This is a genomic window from Bradyrhizobium sp. HKCCYLRH3099, from assembly GCF_051167855.1.
Classification (GTDB): domain Bacteria; phylum Pseudomonadota; class Alphaproteobacteria; order Rhizobiales; family Xanthobacteraceae; genus Bradyrhizobium.
In genome coordinates, this window is the sequence record NZ_JBNPTW010000022.1 from 1 (window position 1) to 16,835 (window position 16,835).

The window sequence follows — 16,835 nt, forward strand, 5'->3', positions numbered from 1 at the left end:
ACCGCCGTTTCCTGCGCTTTGCTCCGCCGCGTGCGCGGCTCCGCGTCGCGCAGGAAACGGCGGAGACAAGCCAGCAGCGATCGAATACTGTCAGGAGTCAGCCCGGTTCAAAATGTCAGGGATCAACCCGGTCGGTCAACCCAGTGAGCGTGCTTGGGGCACCGGCTTATCTTTCCAAATCAGTCATCGTCAGTCGTCACCTCAATGCGCTTCGTTCGCAGCGCATGCGCGTCTCGTTCTCGCGTGGAGACTCATCGGCCGCATCGCCCGGAGACCCCCACCCCCGACCCCTCCCCGCAAGGGGGAGGGGAGCGCACCGTCGCTGGGGATGCAGCTCGATCAACTCATCAGTACAGGCTCGAACGCGCCTTCTTGCGAGGCGCAATGTGGGCCGCCCGTCGGGCAAATCAGGTCGTTGTTCTGCGCGATTAGCGTCGGCAAGCACGCTCGATCGCCGATTTTTCAGCTGAGAATCCGCGGCGCCGAAAAACTGATTTCGCCCGCGCCATCAATCGGCTGAGCCCGGCCGCCCCGCTGACGCCAAAAATTCCTCTTTCGCGTTTCCAGAATCCATGTTTCTCTCCTCTCATCCCGCTTCGCCACGAGGGGCGTTTCGCGATCGTCACGAGGCGTTAGGCGGGGATGCGGTGGCTGTGAGGGCGCGCAGCATGTCCTTGAGGGATGTGCGGACGAACGAGGCTCTTGCGGACGTGAAGCTGCGTGGTCCTGGCGCCCCGATGCTGGCGTCAAGTCGCGGCGATGCCCTGGTGCATCACGCTGACGACGGTGGCTAACAGGCCGGACACCGGGGAGAGCGCAGAGTAAGCGTGAAAACCATCGCGCAGGGAGGGCCGGGTCGAATCCGGCTGTACCTGTGGTTCCTGCCGCCTGCATTGTTTTTCGCAGGCGGGCCACGGGCCTCAGCCGAGGCCCGGCCTTCCCTGCGCCCTTGTCTTCGATAGGGGCGGCGAGAGCAGCAACACTCGGACGCGATGAGCGGGTGCGAGGATGCGTTTGCTTGAATGCGTGTCCTTGATGTGTGTCCTTGATGTGTGTCCTTGATGTGTGTCCTTGAAGCGTGTCCTTGAAGCGTGTCCTTGAAGCGTGTCCTTGAAGCGTGTCCTTGGCCTCTCGATCGTTATGCCCGCGAAGGCGACCATCCAGTACGCCGCGGCCCTTCGAGGGATCACGGCCGTCTCTGGAAACAAAAAAGCCGGGCGAAAGCCCGGCCTTGGTGATCGGATGATGCCTCAGCCCTCAGTAGGGGATCGGAATCCGGGTCGGATAGCCGCCGAGATCGGACGGCGCCATCAACGGCTGGCGGTCGATCGGGCGGTTGAGGTTTTCGCGGGCGAACGACGGATAGCCGATGGCCGGCGGATAGGCGTAGTCGGTGTACTTGCGCTCACCGGGCAGCACTTCGGTGCCGCCGTCGAGGAAGGAGCGGCGGGTGATGTAGATGCGGGTGCGCGGGCCGGACTGGTACGAGTAGTTCGGGCCGTTGGAATAAACCGCCGCGGCGCGGCGCTTGGCGGGAGCGGCTTCAGCGGAGGTGACGGCAACAGACGTGACGGCAAGACCGGTCGCGGCGATCACCGCCAAGGTCATGACCCGGGTCGCAGCAGAAAATTGAATCATCACGTCCTCTTCCTCGCGCCAAAAGGGGCGGGCGCTCGCCATGCGCATGATTTGGCCAGCACAATATCTGGGTCGGCTGTGGCATCACAAGGTCATTCCCGCGACCTCAGGGAAGATAAATTCCGGCTGTGGCGGGAAAGTTGCATCAAAATCCGTCACTTGGCGGCTGATGCGGTCCCTGGGGCGCGGCGCAGCAACACCCCGCAACAACAAGACGCAGGCAGCCATTCACAGCGCGCCGCGCAGCCTCGGATTGGCGGGAGACGTCACCCAGTCGCCGGCCGTGGTCGTCACCGCCGGACCATCGCAGCCGCCGCGGCGCTGATCGGGGCCCATGAACAGCTGGCTCAGCGCCCGATCCTGGTCGGAGGCCAGCAAGGTCAGCCGGTTGAGCATGCAGCCCACCATCGCGCGGCGCGCCGGCATCGTCACGCCCTGGCACGACCATCCAGAGATGCGCAGGGCCGGTTCGGCGATGGTCTTGAGGAAGCCGAGGCAGGCTCCGGCGCCTTCGGGCGCGCCGGCCTGCCGCACCAGGCTGACCGGTCCGAACCGGCTCTCGACCACGCCGGCGGTCTCGAGGTCGGACGCGGAGTTGCGTCCCATCCGGGTTGCGAGATCGGCGCGAGGATCCTGCGGCGGATCGCGCTCCGGGCCGAAACGGTAGATCTCGAGCTCGGCCGCCGGCCGATCGGCCGGCTCGCCCCAGCGCAGCACGTCCTTGCGGCCGCCCGAAGGATGGGTGAGCACGGTGTAGGTGGCGGTCTTGTCGGGCTGGTCGGTCAGGCGCAGCGAGAAGGCCGGCACCGCGCCGTCGGCCAGCGTCCAGCCGGCGCGGCCGGACGGAATGTCCTCGCCGGCCTCGAGATGGTTCCAGCCGGCCACGCCGAGCATGGCGATCAGCGCCAGAGCCCCCACATAGGCGAACAGGCGCGCGAAGGTGCCGCAGACCTCGTCCGCGAAGCTCGTGAGCCCCTGCAGGACGGATGCGGAACGCGTGGTGGCGGCTGTTCTGGCCGAATCGGGATGCATCGAATGCGAGACGTCGTGGTAACGTTGTGTCAGGGACGTTTCTCGCATAGAAGCGCTGCCGCTTCCGTTTCCGCTTGCACGCGCGATCGGCCAAATTTCTTCGGAGAGTGAACGATGGGTTACAAAGTCGCAGTGGTCGGCGCGACCGGCAATGTCGGACGGGAAATGCTCAACATTCTCGATGAGCGCCAATTCCCCGCCGACGAGGTCGTGGCGCTGGCGTCACGCCGCAGCGTCGGCGTCGAGGTGTCCTATGGCGACCGCACCCTGAAGTGCAAGGCGCTCGAGCACTACGATTTTGCCGATGTCGACATCTGCCTGATGTCCGCGGGCGGAACGGTCTCGAAGGAATGGTCGCCGAAGATCGGCGCCGCCGGCGCCGTGGTGATCGACAATTCGTCGGCCTGGCGCATGGATCCGGACGTGCCGCTGATCGTGCCGGAGGTGAATGCCGATGCCACCGCCGGCTTCAACAAGAAGAACATCATCGCCAACCCGAACTGCTCGACCGCGCAGCTCGTCGTCGCGCTGAAGCCGCTGCACGACAAGGCGACCATCAAGCGCGTGGTGGTGTCGACCTATCAGTCGGTATCCGGCGCCGGCAAGGACGCGATGGACGAATTGTTCTCGCAGACCAAGGCCGTCTACACCAACGACGAGCTGGTCAATAACAAGTTTCCCAAGCGCATCGCCTTCAACGTCATTCCGCAGATCGACGTCTTCATGGAAGACGGCTTCACCAAGGAAGAGTGGAAGATGATGGCGGAGACCAAGAAGATCCTCGATCCGAAGATCAAGCTGACCGCGACCTGCGTGCGCGTGCCGGTGTTCGTCGGCCATTCCGAAGCCGTCAATGTCGAGTTCGAGAACCCGATCACGGCCGACGAGGCCCGCAACATCCTGCGCAACGCGCCGGGCTGCCTCGTGATCGACAAGCATGAGCCGGGCGGCTACGTGACGCCCTATGAGGCCGCCGGCGAGGACGCCACCTATATCAGCCGCATCCGCGAGGACGGCACGGTCGAGAACGGCCTCGCCTTCTGGTGCGTCTCCGACAACCTCCGCAAGGGCGCCGCGCTGAACGCCATCCAGATCGCCGAAGTCCTGATCAACCGCAAGCTGATCACCGCCAAGAAGAAGGCGGCATGATAGACTGACGGTGCGCCGTCGCCCGGGTAAGCATCATGGCCGTCGCATATGACAATGGATGTTTGGGGATCGTCTGTCTCTAAGTCGTCATGGCCGGGCTTGTCCCGGCCATCCACGTCGTTCGGCATACTGAGGACGACGTGGATGCCCGGGACAAGCCCGGGCATGACGGCGTAACTAATCAGAAGGGTCGTTTGCGGGCGAGTCCCGGTGGAATGACCGAGCGGATTCGGGTGGGGTCGAAATTGGCTGAGAGCAGCAAGACCGGATCAGAGGCGCCTGCGACCGTGCCGTCAAAGCACGCGCCCGGTCCGCTCGAGCGCGGGCTCGAAGGCTTCCTGTTCAAGAGCCGCTGGCTGATGGCGCCGTTCTATGTCGGCCTCGTCGTCAGCCTCGTCGTGCTGCTGTTCAAGTTCGTGCTGCTGCTGTGGGAGAGCGTGGTCCATCTGCCGACCGCCAAGGAGAGCGACATCATCCTCGGCGTGCTCAGCCTGATCGACGTCTGCCTGACCGGCAATCTCGTTCTGATCGTGGTGTTCTCCGGCTACGAGAACTTCGTCTCGCGCATCGATCCCGGCGGCCATCCGGACTGGCCGGAATGGATGACCAAGGTCGATTTCGCCGGGCTGAAGCAGAAGCTGCTGGCCTCGATCGTCGCGATCTCGGCGATCCAGCTGCTCAAGGCGTTCATGAATCTCGACGCCGGCTACGACTCGGTCAAGCTCGGCTGGTTGGTCGGCGTGCACATGACCTTCGTGGTGTCGACGGTGATGCTGGCGCTCTCAGACCGGTGGTCGGGAGATCATTGATGAGGGGCGAGTAGCGAAGGGTGACGACCGTCGACCAGCGTCTCGCTCCTCCCGCCTCGCTACGCGACGGTCCGCGCGCTCTTGAATTCCTTGCTCGCCTTGTCGAGCACGAACAGCGAGCCCTCGGACACACCGAAATAGGCGCCGTGCAATTGCAGGTCGCCGGCCTCGACGCGGCTGCGCACGAACGGGAAGGTCATCAGGTTCTCGAGGCTGCGGAACACCGCCGCCTTCTCGATCCGGGTGACGAAGTCCTGAAAGCTCTCATGGTCGCGCTGCTCGACGACCTCGCCGGGCTTGATGAACATCGACATCCAGCGGCCGATGAAGTCGCCCGGCGACAGCGGCGCCGCCTTGTCGACGAAGGCGCGGATGCCGCCGCATTGGGCATGGCCGAGGATCACGATGTGCTTCACCTTCAGCACCGTGACGGCATATTCCAGCGCGGCCGACACGCCGTGGGCGTTGGCGTCGGGCTGATAGATCGGCACGAGGTTGGCGATGTTCCGGAGCACGAACAATTCGCCGGGGCCGACGTCGAAGATCACCTCGGGCGAGACGCGGGAATCGCAGCAGCCGATCACCATCACTTCGGGCGACTGGCCGCGCTCGGACAGCTCCAGATAGCGGCTCTGTTCGGTGGGAAGGCGCTGGGTGGTGAAGGCGCGATAGCCTTCGAGCAGACGTTGCGGAAACGAGATCATGGGCCCTGCCTTAAACACACGTGGCCTGCGGGAACAAGCCTTCCGGCCCGGTGGCCGAAATGGTATCGCGGGCCGGCTCAATAAACCAAGGGAAACGCCGAAATGATCCGCCCGCGCCGCAGTCTCTTGTTCATGCCCGGCTCCAATGCCCGCGCACTGGAGAAGGGACGGAACCTGCCGGCTGACGGCCTGATCCTGGATCTCGAGGATTCCGTGGCTCCCGACGCCAAGGCGGCGGCGCGCGAGCAGATCGCCAAGGCGGTCGCCGCCGACGGCTACGGCAAGCGCGAGCTGCTGATCCGCATCAACAGCCTGGACACGGCGTGGTGGAGCGACGACGTCGCCATGGCCGGCCAGACCGCGACCGACGGCATCCTGGTTCCCAAGGTGTCGACGGTCGATGATCTGCGCCTGGTGACGAGCCGCCTCGCCGAGGTCGGCGCCGATCCGGCGCTGAAAGTGTGGGCGATGATCGAGACCGCGCGCGCCGTGCTCGACGCCGACCTGCTCGCGGCCACCGTGCATGAGGACGGCTCAAGGCTCGCCGGCTTCGTGTTCGGCCCCAATGACATTTCGCGCGAGACCCGCATCCGCATGGTGCCGGGCCGCTCGACGATGCTGCCGATGATCAGCCACTGCATCCTGGCGACGCGCGCGCATGGGCTGGAAATTCTCGACGGGCCCTACAGCGACTTCGCCAACACCGACGGCTTCTCGCAGGAGTGCATCCAGGCCCGCGATCTCGGTTTCGACGGCAAGACGCTGATCCATCCCGGTCAGATCGACACCTGCAACGCGATCTTCACGCCGCCGACGGCCGAGGTCGCCGAGGCCCGCAAGATCCTCGCCGCCTTCGAGCTGCCGGAGAATGCCTCGCGCGGCGCGATCCAGATCGACGGCCGCATGGTCGAGCGGCTGCATGCCGAGATGGCCAAGCGCACGATCGCGATTGCCGACGCGATCGCCGAGATGGCGAAGTAGGAGGACCGGGCCTCAGCTCCGCTTGAGGCTGAGGATGTAGTTGACGAGGTCGCCGCGCTGCTCGGCCGTCAGGATGACGTTCGGCATCGTCGGGTGGCTGCTCTGGAGGAAAACCTTCAGCGCCAGCTCGGTGGTCGACGGCATGTTGGCCACCGCGACGAAATCCGGCGCCGTCGCGGTCCGGCTGCGTGCACCGCTCGCATCGATGGCGTGGCACGGGCTGCACCAGGCTTCCGCCAGCTTGCGGCCCGCCTGCACGCTGTCGGCGGCCGGCGTCGCGCCGTTGGCATAGTGCAGCCGGATGAGGAGCATCGCGGCGAGCGCGAGCACGATCGCGACGCCGACATGAAGCCAAGTGTGGCGGTGCAGGTTGGGCATGCTCATCGCTGTGCTCCGTCGACAGGAGGGCGATCAGTGCTTGACGATCTCGGCGTCCAGCCGGTCGATGGTCGGCGCGTTGAGGCAGTACTCCTCGTAATGCTCGCTGGACGTCCCATGTGCGAGATCGCGATGGCAGCGGATCTTGTCCTTGCACATGGCGCAGACCCGCTCCATGTCGCGCAGCACCAGCGGCTCGGCGCGCGCCAGTGCGGCCTCGTCGATGCCGAGCGCCTTGAGCATCAAGGGCAGCTCGTCGGCCGCATGCTCGCCATGGCGCACAAGCTCGTCGAGATCGCCAGGCGTGACCTGGAGGTCCATCGCGATGCGCTCGAAATCGTCGCGGTCGAGCTGCCTGAGTTCGCTGAGCTCACGCCGGTGCTTGAGCCACTGGGCGAAGGTGTCGATCAGGTATTGCACGCGAGGATAGGGCTTCGATTGGGCGGACATGGCGCGTCTCCGATGATTGAAACCAATCAATCACCGGGCCGGCAATCCGACGTTGCGGTAGATCAAGCAGCACAGCGGCCCTGCCGCGGGCGCAGATCTTCAGGCGCCGAAGCGCTCCACGGCCCAGTGGTAGAGGCTGCCGGGAATCGGCGCCTCGCCGCCGCGGCCCTTCGGCGAGATGTGCAGGCCGATGATGCCGGGGTCGCCGATCAGGCCGGAGAAGTCGCTAGGGTCGAAGAACGCCTTCGGCTCGGCATGGACCGCATAGAAGCTGCGCTTCGGCAGCGCATGCTGGAGCGAGCCGTGGCGGCGCGCCAGCGCGGTCAGGGCCGCCGGGCCGAAGATGGCGACGCGGATGTCGGACAGCCGGTCGGAGCCGCCGCGCAGGCGGCGAGCTGCGAAGGTGAGGCGGTGGCGCAGCGACAGCCAGTTCGGAGTCAATTCGTCCTGCGCCATCAGCGCGGCGAATTCGGCCACGATCGGATCGTCCGACGGCAGATACAGCACGGAATTGCCAAGCTGCCGCGGCCGCTCCCAAGCGAAATAGGGCAAGGCGGGATCGATCTCGACCGGGCGCAGCAGCAGCACGTCGGCATCGAGCCAGAGACCGGCGCGTTGCGCCATCAGCCGCATGCGGAAGAAGTCGCTGAACTGCAACGTCGTCCAGTCGCGCCAGCTGCCGTCGGGCTGCGCCGGCCGCAGCCGTTCGGAGAACGCATAGGGCAGGACCGCCTCGGCCGCTTCATTGCGGATGCCGTCGGGCAGGCCGGGCAGCGGATCGAAGCTGTAGACGGTAACCTTGTGGCCGGCGGCCAACTGCGAGCGCAGGCAGGTCTGGCGCAGCCGGTCGAGCGGTCCGCGCCAGAAGGTGACGACCTCGGGCAATACGCGCGTCAACGGCGGACCTGTGCTCGGGATGCTCTCGAAACAAGGCCCCGGACCGAGGTCCGGGGCCCGCGAACTCTGTTCGGTCAGACGGGGATCAGGCCCAGGCGCGCTCGGCCAGCTTGGCCTCGTAGCTGTCGATCGAGGCCTTCTTCTCGAGCGTCAGTCCGATATCGTCGAGCCCGTTGAGCAGGCAATGCTTGCGGAACGGATCGATCTCGAACTTGACGGTGCCGCCATCGGGGCCGCGGATTTCCTGGGCGGCGAGGTCGATCGTCAGGGTCGCGTTGGCGCCGCGCTCGGCGTCGTCGAACAGCTTGTCGAGATCGGCCTGCGACACGCGGATCGGAAGGATGCCGTTCTTGAAGCAGTTATTGTAGAAGATGTCGCCGAACGAGGTCGAGATCACGCAGCGGATGCCGAAATCGAGCAGGGCCCAGGGGGCGTGCTCACGGCTCGAGCCGCAGCCGAAATTGTCGCCGGCGACCAGGATCTTCGAGTTGCGATAGGCCGGCTGGTTGAGCACGAAATCCGGATTCTCGCTGCCATCGTCCTTGTAGCGCTGCTCCGAGAACAGGCCCTTGCCGAGCCCGGTGCGCTTGATGGTCTTCAGGTACTGCTTGGGGATGATCATGTCGGTGTCGACATTGATGATCTTCAGCGGCGCGGCGACGCCTTCCAGCGTGGTGAACTTGTCCATCGGGGAGCACCTTCGAGAATATCGGGCAGGCCGCTGTTTAGCCCGATTGGCGGGACGGATAAAGTCAAATTGCCCGGAAAATCGGCCGTGCCGGTCAGTCGGCGGCGGCCTCGATCGCCTCCATGTCCTCGTCCGACATCCCGAAATGATGGCCGATCTCGTGGATCAGGACGTGGCGGACGATGTGGCCGAAGCTCTCATCGTGCTCGGCCCAGTAGTCCAGGATCGGGCGGCGGTACAGCCAGATCATGTTGGGCAGGCGCGGCAGGTCGTCATTGCTGCGGAATGGGAGCCCGGTGCCCTGGAACAGGCCGAGCAGGTCGAACTCGCTCTCCGCCTCCATCTCGTCGAGCACCTCCTCGGTCGGGAAGTCGTCGACCCGGATGATGACGCCCTCGCACATCCCACGGAAATGCGCGGGCAGACGCTCGAACATCTCGTGCGCCATGGCTTCCATGTCGGCGAGCGAGGGGGCTTTCAGATCGGTCCACATTGCCGCCTTCTAGCCCGGCTTTGATCATCTTGCATCCAGGTTCTATGCGATGTGTGGCCGCGCGCCGGTTGACGCAGGGGATGAAAACGGCGACCGTCGCAACGCGCGAATTGGGGGTTTGGGACACATGAGACAGACGTCGATGATGCTCGCCGGGACGGCGTTGGCAGCGATGGTCGCGATCTCCATTCCGATGGCCGCGCGAGCGGAGCAGGGCGCGCGCCCCGCCGTCGAGCGCGAGGCAAGCACCGATGTCTCCGCGCAGCGCCGGCAGCGGCGGATCCAGATCTATCCGCGCTATGAAGGTCATTGGGAGCCCGACGTGGTGCCGCGTTACAATCCCGGTCCGAACGCCGTGCGGGTTTGCAATGCCAGTTATGTTCCGGAGCATCGCCCGAGCGGCACCGTGATCGTCCCGCATGTGAGCTGCGTCTGGCGCCGTGGCTGACAATCGTCGGCCGAGTCGATTCTACGAATAAAGCCTGATTCGCGCGGTCTGTTGCGTGTGACTCCGCCGACGCAGTGCGGATATGTCGCGCGGTGCGGCGGAACCGCGCGCGACATTTGCGCATTCTGCCCTCGCGCAGGTCTTCATCCCCCATTCACGTCGCTCGTTCGAGACTGACCTGCGTCGCGCTGCTGCGGCCGCCCTTCAGGAAGCTGACGCGGCGGATATGTGGTGCCCGACGTGAGGTCAGGCGATCGAAGGAGAAGTTCATGACTGTGACAAAGCTGTTGGGCATCGCGGCCATTGGTGCCGTTCTTGCGATGGCTGCGCCGGCCGAACGCGCGCAGGCGCTGTCGCTCATCAATCCCGGCGCCGCGACGGCGGTGCAGCAGGGCACGACGCAGGAGACGACCCAGGCGCATTGGCATGGCCGTCGCCATTGGCATCCTCGCCGTCACTACTGGCATCCTCGGCGTCATTGGCACCCGCATCGCCACCATTGGCGTGGGCACCACGGGCGTGGACACCACCGCTGGTGAGCGGATGGTCGCTGCTTTGCAGTCCATGATCGAAATCAAACAGGCCCGCGTCGCGGGCCTGTACCTTGATGGCGGGCTGGTAAGGGAGGCCGCCATGAAAACCTCCATCAGCAAAACCTGGCTCGGGATCGGCATCGTCACGCTGTCGATGCTGCTTGCAAGCTCGGCTGCGACTTCGCCGGCGTTGGCTGCGTCCTTCAGCGTAGATGCGAGCGACTCCGCGGCCGCCGTTGCGTTCGGCGCGCGCCAGCACGATCGTTCGTCGAGAGTTGCCCGATCGACCGCGCCCTCGCCGCGCTACTACGGACGCCCGATCGCGTACGCACCCGCTTATCCGCCGGGACCTTTCGTGCTGTTCACGCCCTTCGTCGACTAAGGCCGCCATCGCTGCGATGCGTTCGCTGAGCGCATGACCGCGCTCAGGTGCGAAACCCCTGCACGAGCAGCACGACCGACTGAGCGCCCGCTTCGCGATCCCTCGCGATCTCCCGATATTCGGGTGACTCCGCCCAGGCACGAAAATCGTTCGCATCCGGAAACGACATCAGCACGACCTTGTCGCCGTCCCAATCGCCTTCGATCAAGACCGGTGCTTCGTCGGCCGCGAGCAGACGGCCGTTGAACTTTCGGAACACGTCGAAGAAGCGCGCCTGATAACGATCATAGGCAGCGCGGTCGGTCATCTTTCAGTTGCACGACGACATAGACATTCATGCGCTGGTCCTCTGCCGCGACGCCACGCCGCAGATGCCCGCGCAGCGTGCATCATTCATGCCGCATTCACGTCGCTATCTCTACGTTCATGTTGGGGGTGCGCCAAGCCACCGATCGGACGACCAGCAAGGGCGCTGCATGGGTCCATCGCTATTTCACGGCATTCAGGGAGAAGGGACCATGATGAGGATGAAGGACCAGCATGCTGGTCTTGTTCGTCGCCTCAGTCTTGCGGCGGCGGCACTGTTTGTAATTGCGGGTGCGTCCAGCCGGCCGGCTTCGGCCATGTCGCCCGTGAGTCCCGGCGCTCGGCCTGTGACGCAGGCCGCGCCTGATGCGTTGACCATCCAGGTGCGTGGCGGCTTCGGTCATCATGGTGGCGGTGGCTTCCATGGTGGCGGAGGCGGCTTCCACGGTGGCGGTGGTTTTCATGGCGGTGGCGGTGGTTTCCACGGCGGAGGCGGCGGCTTTCATGGCTTCCGCGGTGGCGGCGGTGGTCACGTCTTCCACGGTGGCGGAGGTCATCACTTCGGAGGCGGCGGTCCGCGTCCCGTGTTCCACGGCGGAGGCCCGGTGTTCCATGGTGGCGGCGGTCCGCGGCCGGTCTTCCATGGCGGCGGCTACCATCATTATCCGCATTACGGCTATCGGCCGTACTACCACCATCATCGCCGGCACTTCTACGGCTATCGCAGCTACTACACCCCGACCTACACGACGGCCTACTACTACCCGTATCGCCGTTGCCGGATCGTCTACACCTATTACGGCCCGCGCCGCATCTGCCATCACCGGCACTGGCGTGGTCATCACTGGCGCCATCATCACCGTTGGCACCATCGTCACCACCGCCATCACTGGCGCTACTACTGACGAACTGACGGCCTGATCGAGACGACGAAGGACGCCGAACGGCGTCCTTCTGTCGTTTCAGCGGCATGTGTTCGGCGTACCGCTCAGAGCCAATCCTTGAACTGCCAGTTCTTCACCGTCAGCTTCCACGGCACAAGCGTCTCGATCCGCCATTTGGCAAACCGGCCGGGCGGCCAGTTCGACAGCCGGCGCTCCTCCTTCGGCTCTTCGGCCTTGGCGATGATCTTGGCGGGCGGCGTCTTGCGGCGCTGACGCGTCGCATCACGGATGAGGTCGACGTATTCCGGCTTCTCGGCCATCACGGGCTCCTCGGCACGTTCCTCCGCCGGCGCGGTGCGTCCGGCGGTAGGATTGTGCGTGAAGAGCTTTAAGGAGCTCTTGCCGATCAGCATCGACGTTGAGTCGAAATGAAAACGCGACGGCTTCTTTCGAAGCCGCCGCGTTCGTCTCAAGCTCAGTCGCCGTGCAGCTCTGCTGCGCCGGCGAAGACAGATCTCAGCGCCAGTCGCGCACGTCGACGAAGTGGCCGGCGATCGCGGCGGCCGCGGCCATCGCGGGCGACACCAGATGGGTGCGGCCCTTGAAGCCCTGGCGGCCCTCGAAGTTGCGGTTCGAGGTCGAGGCGCAGCGCTCTTCCGGCGCCAGCTTGTCCGGGTTCATGGCGAGGCACATCGAGCAGCCCGGCTCGCGCCATTCGAAGCCGGCCTTGATGAAGATCTTGTCCAGACCTTCAGCCTCGGCCTGTTCCTTGACGATGCCCGAGCCCGGCACGACCATCGCGTTGACATGACCCGACACGGTCTTGCCCTCGGCGATCTTGGCGGCGGCGCGCAGATCCTCGATGCGGCCATTGGTGCAGGAGCCGATGAACACGCGGTCGAGCTTGATGTCGGTGATCTTCGTGCCCGCGGTCAGGCCCATGTACTTCAACGCGCGATGCTTGGAGATGCGCTTGGCCTCGTCGGCGATCTTGTCCGGATCCGGCACCATGCCGGTCACCGAGATCACGTCCTCGGGCGAGGTGCCCCAGGTGACGATCGGCGGCAGCTTGGCGGCGTCGAGCCGCAGCTCATGGTCGAAATGCGCGCCCTCGTCGGAACGCAGGGTCTCCCAATAGCGCATCGCCGCATCCCAGGCCGCGCCCTGCGGCGCCTTGGGACGGCCGCGCAGGAAGTCATAGGCCTTCTCGTCCGGCGCGACCAGGCCGGCGCGGGCGCCGCCCTCGATCGACATGTTGCAGACGGTCATGCGGCCTTCCATCGACAGCGCGCGAATCGCCTCGCCGGCATATTCCAGCACGTAGCCGGTGCCGCCGGCGGTGCCGATCTCGCCGATGATGGCGAGGATGATGTCCTTGCCCGTCACGCCGTCCGGCAGCTTGCCGTCGACGGTGACGCGCATGTTCTTCGCCTTCTTCTGGATCAGCGTCTGTGTCGCCAGCACGTGCTCGACCTCGGAGGTGCCGATGCCGTGCGCCAGCGCGCCGAACGCGCCATGCGTCGAGGTGTGGCTGTCACCGCAGACGATCGTGGTGCCGGGCAGCGTAAAACCCTGCTCCGGGCCGATGACGTGGACGATGCCCTGGCGGCGGTCGAACTCGTTGTAATATTCGATGCCGAAGTCCTTGGCGTTCTCGGCCAGCGTCTTGATCTGCTCGATGCTCTCCGGATCCGGGTTCGGCTTGGAGCGGTCGGTGGTCGGCACGTTGTGGTCGACCACGGCCAGCGTCTTTTCCGGCGCGTGCACCTTGCGGCCGGTCATGCGCAGGCCCTCGAAGGCCTGAGGCGAAGTGACCTCGTGGACCAGATGGCGGTCGATGTAGAGCAGGCAGGTGCCGTCCTCGGCTTCGTGCACCAGATGGTCGTTCCAGATCTTGTCGTACAGGGTGGTCGGCTTCGACATGAGCGAATGCTCCCGGGAATGAAGGTTTGAAACTGAGCGCGTGACCGCCACGCGCGAACAAGCAGGACGAGGCGCTGCGGCTTACAGCGCGCGCCTAAGCTCGGAGGTCGCCGACGTCGCGAACCGTCCGAAGAACCGCCCGGGCAGCCGGCTATGATCGTCGATGACGACGCGGCGGCAGGCCATGCTGGTGCGATCTAGAACCATTTCAGGGAGATATATAGCACGCGAGCCGCGGAGTGCGAGATGCGTTTGCGCCCGCCGTCATTGCGAGGAGCGAAGCGACGAAGCAATCCAGGGGCCACGGCAAGGACACTGGATTGCTTCGCTTCGCTCGCAATGACGGTGGTCCAAAACAAAAAAGCGCGGGGCCAGCCCGCGCTTTTCGTCAATCCATCGGAAGCAACGATTACTCGTTGACGGCGGTCTGGCGGTCCTGCTTCTCGACGATGCGGGCCGACTTGCCGCGCAGCTGGCGCAGGTAATACAGCTTGGCGCGACGCACCTTGCCGCGGCGCACGACCTTGATCGAGTCGATCATCGGGGACAGGATCGGGAACACGCGCTCCACGCCCTCGCCGTAGGAGATCTTGCGGACGGTGAAGCTCTCGTTGATGCCACCGCCAGAGCGGCCGATGCAAACGCCTTCATAGGCCTGCACGCGGGTGCGCTCGCCTTCGACCACCTTCACGTTCACGATCACGGTGTCGCCCGGGCCGAACTCCGGAATGGTCTTGTTGGCGGACAGCTTGTCGAACTGCTCTTTTTCGAGCTGCTGAATCAGGTTCACGGGTAAATCTCCATCGGCGGCGCGCCCAGCCGGGTCACGCGGGCTGCGCTTGTTCCTGCCGTCACTTGCGGAATTGGGCGCTCCTATAAGGCAAAGCGCGAGGCTTGTCACCCGTCTGTCGTGCTTTTTGGCGCTTTTTGGCTGGTCCTCGTTTGTTCTCGGGGCCGTCGCGCCTGCCATTCGGCCCATAAGTCCGGCCGTCGCGCTTCCGTCAGGGCTTCAGCTTGGGCGCGCCGCCAGGCGGCGACCTTGGCGTGGTCGCCGGAGGTAAGCACATCCGGAATGGGACGGCCCTCGAAGACCTGCGGCCGGGTGTATTGCGGATATTCGAGGAGGCCGTCGGAAAAGCTCTCGTCGGTGCCGGATTCGAGCTTGCCCATCACGCCCGGCAGCAGCCGTACGCAGGCGTCGATCAGCACCAGCGCCGCGATCTCGCCGCCCGACAGCACGTAGTCGCCGATCGACACCTCGATCAGCTCGCGGGCGTCGATCACGCGCTGGTCGATGCCCTCGAACCGGCCGCAGATGATCAGCGGTCCGGCGCCGGCGGCGAGCTCGCGGACGAAGGCCTGGGTCAATGGCCGACCGCGCGGGCTCATCAGGAGCTTCGGCCGTTCCGGCGCGATGGCCGCTGCGTCGATCGCGGCGGCGAGGACGTCGGCGCGGAGCACCATGCCAGGACCGCCGCCGGCCGGCGTGTCATCGACGCTGCGATGCTTGTCGGTGGCCGAGGCCCGGATGTCGCGCGCCTCCAGCGACCAAATACCTGATGCCAGCGCGCGGCCGGCGAGGCTCACGCCGAGCGGCCCGGGAAACATCTCCGGAAACAGCGTCAGCACAGTCGCGCGCCAGGGCGCGGTGGGAGAGGGCGAAGTGGTCATTGCGCTCTGTTACGGCAGCGGCGAAGCAAGATCGAGCCCCGATCAATGCGGCGCCGTTATCTCGCGGCCGATGCTCCACCACCGGAGTTGTCCCGGACAAGCCGTGACGCGCGTCAGCGCGTCGCGGCGCCGATCCGGGACCCATACCGCGTGATGTCGGAAAGTGGCACGCGGCCAGTTCCGCGCATGCCAATCAGCCGCGGTGGCTATGGATCCCCGCTTTCGCGGGGATGACGAGCTGAGTTTTGGGCGGCAGCATCGTCCCCAGCCGACGCCGATTCATCGGCCGAAGCTCGATCCTCGCCGTCAATCTCATCAGGCAACTCGATAATCACCCGCCCGCCCGCGAGATCCACCGTCGGCACCACGGCGTTGGTAAACGGCAGCATCAAGGTGCTGCCGGAGGGCGGGGCGATCTCGATGATGTCGCCGGCGCCGAAGTTATGGATGGCGAGCACGCGGCCGAGCGGTGCGCCCGCCGTGGTCTCGGCGGCAAGCCCGATCAGATCGGCGTGGTAGTATTCGTCATCATCCGTCTCGGGCAGCCGATCGCGCGGCACGTAGAGCTCGAGCCCGTTGAGGCGCTCGGCGGCATTGCGGTCGGTAACGCCCCTGAAGCTGGCGACGAGATGATCCTTGGCCTCGCGCGCCTTGGCGACCTCGAACGAGCGGCTGCCGTCCTTTGTCGTCAGCGGGCCGTAATGCAGCACGGCCAGCGGATCCTCGGTGAAGGTCCACAAGCGAACCTCGCCGCGCACGCCGTGCGCGGCGCCGATCCTGGCGACGCAGATCAGTTTGCTGCCGCTATCGTCTGGAGCCCCGTGTCGGCCGCTAGGCGCGCTCATATTCCTGGTCCAGATGCGTATTGGGTGCGTACCTCTCCCCGCCTGCGGGGAGAGGTCGGATTGCATCGTCAGATGCAATCCGGGTGAGGGGGTACAGGTCTAACAACTTGCGCCACTGGGTGGGGCTGCCCCTCACCCCGACCCTCTCCCCGTAAGAACGGGGAGAGGGGGGACACCTTGCTTGTGGCGACAGCTTACCCCTCAACGACAGGCTTAGCCCTTGGCAGCGGCTTCGGCCTGCGCCTTGCGCTCCTTGCGCGGCACGGCCTTCTCGGGGTTGTTGCGGGCTTCGCGCTTCTTGACGCCGGCGGCATCGAGGAAGCGGGCGACGCGGTCGGACGGCTGCGCGCCCTTGGTGAGCCAAGCCTTCACCTTCTCCATGTCGAGCTTGAGGCGCGCCTCGTTGTCCTTCGCCATCAGCGGATTGAAGTAGCCGAGACGCTCGATGAAGCGGCCGTCACGCGGGAAGCGCGAGTCGGCGACGACGACATGATAGACCGGGCGCTTCTTGGTGCCGGCACGGGCGAGACGAATGACGACGGACATGAAAGTTCTCCTAGGTGTCGATGGATTGATATGAAGGTTGGATAGAGGTCGTCATTGCGAGGAGCGAAGCGACGAAGC

General features: G+C 65.3%; 23 protein-coding genes. 7 read left to right on the forward strand and 16 right to left on the reverse strand.

Going from position 1 to position 16,835, the window contains the following annotated elements; all coding sequences use genetic code 11:
* Window positions 1–1,257: 1,257 nt before the first annotated feature.
* Both ACQR1Y_RS29995 and ACQR1Y_RS30000 read right to left on the reverse strand, forming a co-directional pair.
* The gene (locus ACQR1Y_RS29995; protein ID WP_434879311.1) at window positions 1,258–1,638 is read right to left on the reverse strand and encodes a hypothetical protein; all 381 of its coding nucleotides are present in this window, start codon (window positions 1,636–1,638) and stop codon (window positions 1,258–1,260) included.
* 228 nt (window positions 1,639–1,866) lie between these two features.
* Window positions 1,867–2,670: a hypothetical protein gene (locus ACQR1Y_RS30000; protein WP_434860423.1), complete on the reverse strand. Its 804-nt coding sequence runs from the start codon at window positions 2,668–2,670 to the stop codon at window positions 1,867–1,869.
* Window positions 2,671–2,784: 114 nt separating this feature from the next.
* Between ACQR1Y_RS30000 and ACQR1Y_RS30005 the strand changes: the two genes are divergently transcribed.
* Both ACQR1Y_RS30005 and ACQR1Y_RS30010 read left to right on the forward strand, forming a co-directional pair.
* A complete protein-coding gene (locus ACQR1Y_RS30005; protein ID WP_434860410.1) occupies window positions 2,785–3,819 on the forward strand; it encodes an aspartate-semialdehyde dehydrogenase in 1,035 nt (344 codons plus the stop codon).
* A 245-nt stretch (window positions 3,820–4,064) separates the two neighbouring features.
* Window positions 4,065–4,628, forward strand: coding sequence for a TIGR00645 family protein (locus ACQR1Y_RS30010; RefSeq protein WP_434879322.1), 564 nt, complete (start codon window positions 4,065–4,067; stop codon window positions 4,626–4,628).
* Between the two features lie 59 nt (window positions 4,629–4,687).
* Here the strand turns inward: ACQR1Y_RS30010 and ACQR1Y_RS30015 are convergent, their stop codons facing one another.
* Window positions 4,688–5,332 carry a carbonic anhydrase gene (locus ACQR1Y_RS30015; RefSeq protein ID WP_434860408.1) on the reverse strand — a complete coding sequence of 215 codons (645 nt, stop codon included), beginning with the start codon at window positions 5,330–5,332 and terminating at the stop codon, window positions 4,688–4,690.
* Window positions 5,333–5,434: 102 nt separating this feature from the next.
* On the opposite strand from ACQR1Y_RS30015, the gene ACQR1Y_RS30020 reads away from it, so the two are divergent.
* A complete protein-coding gene (locus ACQR1Y_RS30020) occupies window positions 5,435–6,313 on the forward strand; it encodes an HpcH/HpaI aldolase/citrate lyase family protein (protein WP_434879310.1) in 879 nt (292 codons plus the stop codon).
* 12 nt (window positions 6,314–6,325) lie between these two features.
* Here the strand turns inward: ACQR1Y_RS30020 and ACQR1Y_RS30025 are convergent, their stop codons facing one another.
* The 5 genes from ACQR1Y_RS30025 to ACQR1Y_RS30045 form a co-directional block, all read right to left on the reverse strand.
* A complete protein-coding gene (locus ACQR1Y_RS30025; RefSeq protein WP_434879309.1) occupies window positions 6,326–6,697 on the reverse strand; it encodes a c-type cytochrome in 372 nt (123 codons plus the stop codon).
* A gap of 27 nt (window positions 6,698–6,724) precedes the next feature.
* Window positions 6,725–7,141, reverse strand: coding sequence for a hypothetical protein (locus ACQR1Y_RS30030; protein WP_434879308.1), 417 nt, complete (start codon window positions 7,139–7,141; stop codon window positions 6,725–6,727).
* 99 nt (window positions 7,142–7,240) lie between these two features.
* Window positions 7,241–8,038, reverse strand: a complete 798-nt coding sequence (locus tag ACQR1Y_RS30035; protein ID WP_434879307.1) for a hypothetical protein — start codon at window positions 8,036–8,038, stop codon at window positions 7,241–7,243.
* An 85-nt stretch (window positions 8,039–8,123) separates the two neighbouring features.
* Window positions 8,124–8,726 carry a 3-isopropylmalate dehydratase small subunit gene (leuD, locus tag ACQR1Y_RS30040; protein ID WP_434860403.1) on the reverse strand — a complete coding sequence of 201 codons (603 nt, stop codon included), beginning with the start codon at window positions 8,724–8,726 and terminating at the stop codon, window positions 8,124–8,126.
* A 94-nt stretch (window positions 8,727–8,820) separates the two neighbouring features.
* On the reverse strand, window positions 8,821–9,219 hold the full coding sequence (locus ACQR1Y_RS30045) for a metallopeptidase family protein (RefSeq protein WP_434860402.1): 399 nt from the start codon (window positions 9,217–9,219) through the stop codon (window positions 8,821–8,823).
* Between the two features lie 145 nt (window positions 9,220–9,364).
* Here ACQR1Y_RS30045 and ACQR1Y_RS30050 point away from each other — a divergent pair, with 145 nt between their 5' ends.
* A complete protein-coding gene (locus ACQR1Y_RS30050; RefSeq protein ID WP_434860422.1) occupies window positions 9,365–9,667 on the forward strand; it encodes a hypothetical protein in 303 nt (100 codons plus the stop codon).
* A gap of 154 nt (window positions 9,668–9,821) precedes the next feature.
* On the opposite strand, the gene ACQR1Y_RS30055 is transcribed toward ACQR1Y_RS30050, so the two are convergent.
* Complete coding sequence (locus tag ACQR1Y_RS30055; RefSeq protein ID WP_434860424.1) at window positions 9,822–10,028, reverse strand: hypothetical protein; 207 nt, start codon at window positions 10,026–10,028, stop codon at window positions 9,822–9,824.
* Between ACQR1Y_RS30055 and ACQR1Y_RS30060 the strand changes: the two genes are divergently transcribed.
* Window positions 9,937–10,206 carry a hypothetical protein gene (locus ACQR1Y_RS30060; protein WP_434860401.1) on the forward strand — a complete coding sequence of 90 codons (270 nt, stop codon included), beginning with the start codon at window positions 9,937–9,939 and terminating at the stop codon, window positions 10,204–10,206. The genes ACQR1Y_RS30055 and ACQR1Y_RS30060 overlap by 92 nt on opposite strands.
* The gene (locus tag ACQR1Y_RS30065) at window positions 10,094–10,582 is read left to right on the forward strand and encodes a hypothetical protein (RefSeq protein ID WP_434879306.1); all 489 of its coding nucleotides are present in this window, start codon (window positions 10,094–10,096) and stop codon (window positions 10,580–10,582) included. The genes ACQR1Y_RS30060 and ACQR1Y_RS30065 overlap by 113 nt, the downstream gene beginning before the upstream one ends.
* 43 nt (window positions 10,583–10,625) lie before the next feature.
* On the opposite strand, the gene ACQR1Y_RS30070 is transcribed toward ACQR1Y_RS30065, so the two are convergent.
* Window positions 10,626–10,889 carry a DUF1330 domain-containing protein gene (locus ACQR1Y_RS30070; RefSeq protein ID WP_434879305.1) on the reverse strand — a complete coding sequence of 88 codons (264 nt, stop codon included), beginning with the start codon at window positions 10,887–10,889 and terminating at the stop codon, window positions 10,626–10,628.
* A gap of 211 nt (window positions 10,890–11,100) precedes the next feature.
* Between ACQR1Y_RS30070 and ACQR1Y_RS30075 the strand changes: the two genes are divergently transcribed.
* Window positions 11,101–11,793: a hypothetical protein gene (locus ACQR1Y_RS30075; protein WP_434860398.1), complete on the forward strand. Its 693-nt coding sequence runs from the start codon at window positions 11,101–11,103 to the stop codon at window positions 11,791–11,793.
* An 83-nt stretch (window positions 11,794–11,876) separates the two neighbouring features.
* Here ACQR1Y_RS30075 and ACQR1Y_RS30080 read toward each other — a convergent pair whose 3' ends face one another.
* From ACQR1Y_RS30080 to rpsP, 6 genes are all read right to left on the reverse strand, one after another.
* Complete coding sequence (locus ACQR1Y_RS30080; protein WP_434860397.1) at window positions 11,877–12,092, reverse strand: hypothetical protein; 216 nt, start codon at window positions 12,090–12,092, stop codon at window positions 11,877–11,879.
* Window positions 12,093–12,288: 196 nt separating this feature from the next.
* Window positions 12,289–13,695 (reverse strand): 3-isopropylmalate dehydratase large subunit, encoded by a 1,407-nt coding sequence (gene leuC / locus ACQR1Y_RS30085; RefSeq protein WP_434860396.1) that lies wholly within the window; start codon window positions 13,693–13,695, stop codon window positions 12,289–12,291.
* Window positions 13,696–14,104: 409 nt separating this feature from the next.
* Window positions 14,105–14,485 carry a 50S ribosomal protein L19 gene (rplS, locus tag ACQR1Y_RS30090; protein WP_006611497.1) on the reverse strand — a complete coding sequence of 127 codons (381 nt, stop codon included), beginning with the start codon at window positions 14,483–14,485 and terminating at the stop codon, window positions 14,105–14,107.
* Window positions 14,486–14,592: 107 nt separating this feature from the next.
* The gene (trmD, locus tag ACQR1Y_RS30095) at window positions 14,593–15,366 is read right to left on the reverse strand and encodes a tRNA (guanosine(37)-N1)-methyltransferase TrmD (RefSeq protein ID WP_434879304.1); all 774 of its coding nucleotides are present in this window, start codon (window positions 15,364–15,366) and stop codon (window positions 14,593–14,595) included.
* A 206-nt stretch (window positions 15,367–15,572) separates the two neighbouring features.
* Window positions 15,573–16,211 (reverse strand): ribosome maturation factor RimM, encoded by a 639-nt coding sequence (gene rimM, locus ACQR1Y_RS30100; RefSeq protein WP_434879321.1) that lies wholly within the window; start codon window positions 16,209–16,211, stop codon window positions 15,573–15,575.
* Window positions 16,212–16,424: 213 nt separating this feature from the next.
* Entirely contained in the window at window positions 16,425–16,757 is a 333-nt protein-coding gene (rpsP, locus tag ACQR1Y_RS30105) for a 30S ribosomal protein S16 (protein ID WP_434879303.1), read from the reverse strand.
* Between the last annotated feature and the right edge of the window lie 78 nt (window positions 16,758–16,835).

Coding starts and splice junctions, on each gene's coding strand:
- ACQR1Y_RS29995 (WP_434879311.1), bottom strand. CDS start 1,638: ATGATTCAATTTTCTGCTGCGACCCGGGTCATGACCTTGGCGGTGATC.
- ACQR1Y_RS30000 (WP_434860423.1), bottom strand. CDS start 2,670: ATGCATCCCGATTCGGCCAGAACAGCCGCCACCACGCGTTCCGCATCC.
- ACQR1Y_RS30005 (WP_434860410.1), top strand. CDS start 2,785: ATGGGTTACAAAGTCGCAGTGGTCGGCGCGACCGGCAATGTCGGACGG.
- ACQR1Y_RS30015 (WP_434860408.1), bottom strand. CDS start 5,332: ATGATCTCGTTTCCGCAACGTCTGCTCGAAGGCTATCGCGCCTTCACC.
- ACQR1Y_RS30020 (WP_434879310.1), top strand. CDS start 5,435: ATGATCCGCCCGCGCCGCAGTCTCTTGTTCATGCCCGGCTCCAATGCC.
- ACQR1Y_RS30025 (WP_434879309.1), bottom strand. CDS start 6,697: ATGAGCATGCCCAACCTGCACCGCCACACTTGGCTTCATGTCGGCGTC.
- ACQR1Y_RS30030 (WP_434879308.1), bottom strand. CDS start 7,141: ATGTCCGCCCAATCGAAGCCCTATCCTCGCGTGCAATACCTGATCGAC.
- leuD (WP_434860403.1), bottom strand. CDS start 8,726: ATGGACAAGTTCACCACGCTGGAAGGCGTCGCCGCGCCGCTGAAGATC.
- ACQR1Y_RS30045 (WP_434860402.1), bottom strand. CDS start 9,219: ATGTGGACCGATCTGAAAGCCCCCTCGCTCGCCGACATGGAAGCCATG.
- ACQR1Y_RS30050 (WP_434860422.1), top strand. CDS start 9,365: ATGCTCGCCGGGACGGCGTTGGCAGCGATGGTCGCGATCTCCATTCCG.
- ACQR1Y_RS30060 (WP_434860401.1), top strand. CDS start 9,937: ATGACTGTGACAAAGCTGTTGGGCATCGCGGCCATTGGTGCCGTTCTT.
- ACQR1Y_RS30055 (WP_434860424.1), bottom strand. CDS start 10,028: ATGAGCGACAGCGCCTGCGCGCGTTCGGCCGGCGCAGCCATCGCAAGA.
- ACQR1Y_RS30065 (WP_434879306.1), top strand. CDS start 10,094: ATGGCCGTCGCCATTGGCATCCTCGCCGTCACTACTGGCATCCTCGGC.
- ACQR1Y_RS30070 (WP_434879305.1), bottom strand. CDS start 10,889: ATGACCGACCGCGCTGCCTATGATCGTTATCAGGCGCGCTTCTTCGAC.
- ACQR1Y_RS30075 (WP_434860398.1), top strand. CDS start 11,101: ATGATGAGGATGAAGGACCAGCATGCTGGTCTTGTTCGTCGCCTCAGT.
- ACQR1Y_RS30080 (WP_434860397.1), bottom strand. CDS start 12,092: ATGGCCGAGAAGCCGGAATACGTCGACCTCATCCGTGATGCGACGCGT.
- leuC (WP_434860396.1), bottom strand. CDS start 13,695: ATGTCGAAGCCGACCACCCTGTACGACAAGATCTGGAACGACCATCTG.
- trmD (WP_434879304.1), bottom strand. CDS start 15,366: ATGACCACTTCGCCCTCTCCCACCGCGCCCTGGCGCGCGACTGTGCTG.
- rimM (WP_434879321.1), bottom strand. CDS start 16,211: ATGAGCGCGCCTAGCGGCCGACACGGGGCTCCAGACGATAGCGGCAGC.
- rpsP (WP_434879303.1), bottom strand. CDS start 16,757: ATGTCCGTCGTCATTCGTCTCGCCCGTGCCGGCACCAAGAAGCGCCCG.